At 68.2% G+C, this 3,611-nt stretch carries 3 protein-coding genes and 2 pseudogenes; 4 read left to right on the forward strand and 1 reads right to left on the reverse strand.

Features of this window, described 5'->3' with window-relative positions; translation table 11 throughout:
• From LI92_RS20415 to LI92_RS20430, 4 genes and pseudogenes are all read left to right on the forward strand, one after another.
• Positions 1-466, forward strand: a pseudogene (locus tag LI92_RS20415) (succinate dehydrogenase/fumarate reductase flavoprotein subunit); the annotation flags it as partial.
• 89 nt (positions 467-555) lie between these two features.
• On the forward strand, positions 556-1,353 hold the full coding sequence (locus LI92_RS20420; protein WP_046322125.1) for a succinate dehydrogenase iron-sulfur subunit: 798 nt from the start codon (positions 556-558) through the stop codon (positions 1,351-1,353).
• Positions 1,354-1,405: 52 nt separating this feature from the next.
• Positions 1,406-2,251 (forward strand): phosphatidylethanolamine N-methyltransferase family domain-containing protein, encoded by an 846-nt coding sequence (locus tag LI92_RS20425; protein ID WP_046322128.1) that lies wholly within the window; start codon positions 1,406-1,408, stop codon positions 2,249-2,251.
• Positions 2,252-2,394: 143 nt separating this feature from the next.
• Positions 2,395-3,003 (forward strand): annotated as a pseudogene (locus LI92_RS20430) (carboxymuconolactone decarboxylase family protein); the annotation flags it as partial.
• Between the two features lie 7 nt (positions 3,004-3,010).
• Here LI92_RS20430 and LI92_RS20435 read toward each other — a convergent pair.
• A partial coding sequence (locus tag LI92_RS20435) for a sigma factor-like helix-turn-helix DNA-binding protein (RefSeq protein WP_046322132.1) occupies positions 3,011-3,611 on the reverse strand: 601 nt, incomplete at its 5' end.

Genomic DNA, 3,611 nt, shown 5'->3' on the forward strand with positions numbered 1-3,611 from the left:
CCCCGCCGAAACGGTGGTCAGCTGGGTGTCCGACATCCTCTCCGACCACGGCAACGAGCGGGTCGCCGACATCCGCGGCGCCCTGCAGCAGTCGATGGACAACAACGCCGCGGTGTTCCGCACTGAGAAGACCCTCAAGCAGGCGCTCAGCGACATCCACGCGCTCAAGGAGCGCTACGCCCGGATCACCGTGCACGACAAGGGCAAACGCTTCAACTCCGACCTGCTCGAGGCGATCGAGCTCGGGTTCCTGCTGGAACTGGCCGAGGTCACCGTGGTGGGTGCGCTCAACCGGAAGGAATCGCGCGGCGGGCACGCCCGCGAGGACTACCCCAACCGGGACGACGTGAACTACATGCGGCACACCATGGCCTACAAGGAGGGCTCCGACCTGATCGCCGACATCCGGCTGGACTACAAGCCGGTGGTGCAGACCCGCTACGAACCGAAGGAACGGAAGTACTGATGTCCTCCTCAGCTGACTCCGGTTGCTGCTCGTCCGAGGGTGGATGCTGCTCCCCGGGGCCATCGACAAGCACGGGCGCGGCGGCCGCCTTGGTCGACACCGCCCCGGTCGGAGACCCGCCGCTGCCCCCGATCCCCGAGGGCGCGCAGATGGTCACCCTCAAGATCGCCCGCTACAACCCGGAGAACCCCGACGCCTACGCCGCCACCGGCGGCTGGCAGAGCTTCCGGGTCCCGGCGCTGCCCACCGACCGGTTGCTCAACCTGCTGATCTACGTCAAGAGCTACCTGGACGGCTCGCTGACCTTCCGCCGGTCCTGCGCGCACGGCGTGTGCGGCTCCGACGGGGTGCGGGTCAACGGCAACAACAAGCTGGCCTGCAAACTGCTGATGCGCGACATCCTGCCTCGGACAAAGAACGGGCAGCCGGGCAAAGAAATAACGCTGACCATCGAGCCGCTGCGTGGCCTGCCGGTGGAAAAAGATCTCGTGGTCAACATGGAACCGTTCATGGATGCCTACAAGGCGGTCAAGCCGTATCTGATCACCACCGGCAACCACCCGACCCGTGAGCGCATCCAGAGCCAGACCGACCGTGCGCGCTACGACGACACCACCAAGTGCATCCTGTGCGCCATCTGCACCACCAGTTGCCCGGTGTACTGGAGCGAGGGCGCCTACTTCGGGCCGGCCGCGATCGTCAACGCCCACCGGTTCATCTTCGACAGCCGCGACGAGGCCGCCGCCGAGCGCCTGGACATCCTCAACGAGGTCGACGGGGTGTGGCGCTGCCGCACCACCTTCAACTGCACCGATGCCTGCCCACGCGGTATCGAGATCACCAAGGCGATCCAGGAGGTCAAGCGGGCGCTGATGTTCGCCCGCTGATCACCCCTGGGCGTTCGTGCGGCCGCCGATCCGGCGTGATAGGACACTGTCCATGCATTGGTACACCGGCCACACGTTCTACGACTCGGTCCTGACTGCGGCGTTCGCGTTCGCGGCGTTCGTGATCGTCGGCGGCTTCTTCGGCCAGAGCTCCTACGGCCGGTTCTCGACGACCAAGCTGGGTTTGAACCTGAACCCCAAGTTCGGCTGGTGGCTGATGGAGATCCCGGCGACGGTGGTGTTCCTGATCGCCTACCTGAGCGGGCCGGCCCGCTTCGAGCCGACGTCGCTGGTGCTGGCCGGCATCTGGGCACTGCACTACGCCAACCGCGGCTGGTTCTTCCCGCTGGCGATCCGCCAGGCGCCCGGCAAACGAAGCACCTTCAACATCTCCGTGGTGGTGATGGGCATGCTCGTCACGTCCATGCACGGTTACCTCAACGGTGCGCTGTTCAGCCACGACTACTTTCACCAGTACGGCACCGGCTGGCTGACCGATCCCCGGTTCCTGGTGGGCCTGGTCATCTACCTGTGCGGGTTCGCCCTGCTGGTCAACTCCGAGTCGATCGTGCGCAACCTGCGCGACAAGAACACTGTCCTTAGGCGGCGACCCGCGGAGCCCGGCTCCGCCGCGCTTGCGGTCGACGCGCCCGGCGGCGCGGAGTACCGGATTCCGTTCGGCGGGGGTTTCCGGTTCGTCAGCAGCCCGGCCTATCTGGGCGAGATCGTTGCCTGGACGGGTTTCGCGATCCTCACCTGGGCGCTGCCGGGCGTCGCGATCCTGCTGATCACCGCCGGCAATCTGATCCCCCGCGCGCTGGGCACGCACCGCTGGTACCAGGAGAAGTTCCCCGACTACCCCGCCGATCGCAAGGCGCTGGTCCCCTTCCTGATCTGACGTTCGCCGAACGTGCACTCAGGCCGAGAATTCCCCAACATTTTCGGTCTGAGTACACGTTCGCGCGCCGGGCGGCGCCGGCCGAGCGGGGCGGCCGCGCCGGGCGGCGCCGGCCGAGCGGGGCGGCCGAGCCGGGCGCCTTGTCACACTTCGGCGGGCCGATTCGTCTAACGGGTATGACTACTCGAACACGAATCGAACCGCTGTCCCCCCGTCAGGCCAACCCGCTGGTGCGTGCGATGTACCGCTACACCAGACGGCGCTTCGGCGAGGTCCCCGAACCGTTCGCCGTCATCGCCCGCCATCCGCGGCTGCTGATGGCCAACGCCGTACACGAAGGGCTGCTGCAGTCCGCGTCGCGCACCCTGCCCGCCACGGTGCGCGAACTGGCGGTGTTCTGGACCGCCCGCACCATCGGCTGCTCGTGGTGCGTCGACTTCGGTGCCATGCTGACCCGGCTGGAGGGCCTGGATGTCGAGCGCCTCAAGGACATCGACAACTACGCTCACTCTGCGCGGTACACCGACGACGAACGGGCCGCGATCGCCTACGCCGATGCGGTGACCACCGACCCGCACAGTGTCACCGACGCCCAGGTGGCCGACCTGCGGCGCCGCTTCGGCGACGCCGGCGTCATCGAGCTGACCTACCAGATCGGGATCGAGAACATGCGGGCCCGGATGTACTCGGCGCTGGGCATCACCGAGCAGGGTTTCAACTCCGGGGACGCCTGCCGGGTGCCCTGGGTGTGACGAGTTATCACCTTGTGCGCAACGGCGATCCGGTGAACTTGTCGGGGTTGGCCACGTCCCAGATGGCCACCACCCGCCCGTCCCGCACCGTCATGGCGGTGACCCGCGGCATCAGCTCCGCCAGCCCGTCGACCCCGGGCGCTCCGGGGGGGTAGGTGCCGAGCTCGCCGTTGACCAGCGCCAGCTGGTTCGCGGTGATCAGGGTGGGGCCGTAGCGGCGTGCCAGGCCGAGCAGCAACCGCGCCACCTTCTGCGGCCCCCGGACCACCCGCAGGACGGTCGGCGCCCGGCGATTCGCGTCGCCGGTGAACGTCACGTCGGGATGCAGCAGTGCCACCACAGCCGCCAGGTCGCCGGATGCCAGGGCGGCCATCAAGGACCCGACCGCCTCGGCGTGGCGCGGATCGGGTTCGGGCGGCGGATCGGCCGCCACGGCCTTGCGGGCCCGCGACGCCAATTGGCGGGCTGCGCCTTCGGTGGTGCCCAGCACCGCAGCCAGCTCCGCGAACGGAACGGCGAACCCGTCGTGCAGCACGAAGGCCACCCGCTGATCGGGGGTCAGCCGCTCCAGCACGACCATCGCGGCAAACCGCGCGTCTTCGCCGGCC

Source organism: Mycobacterium sp. UM_Kg1 (assembly GCF_000972925.1).
In the GTDB taxonomy this organism is placed as follows: Bacteria; Actinomycetota; Actinomycetes; order Mycobacteriales; family Mycobacteriaceae; genus Mycobacterium; species Mycobacterium hiberniae.

Coding starts and splice junctions, on each gene's coding strand:
- LI92_RS20425 (WP_046322128.1), top strand. CDS start 1,406: ATGCATTGGTACACCGGCCACACGTTCTACGACTCGGTCCTGACTGCG.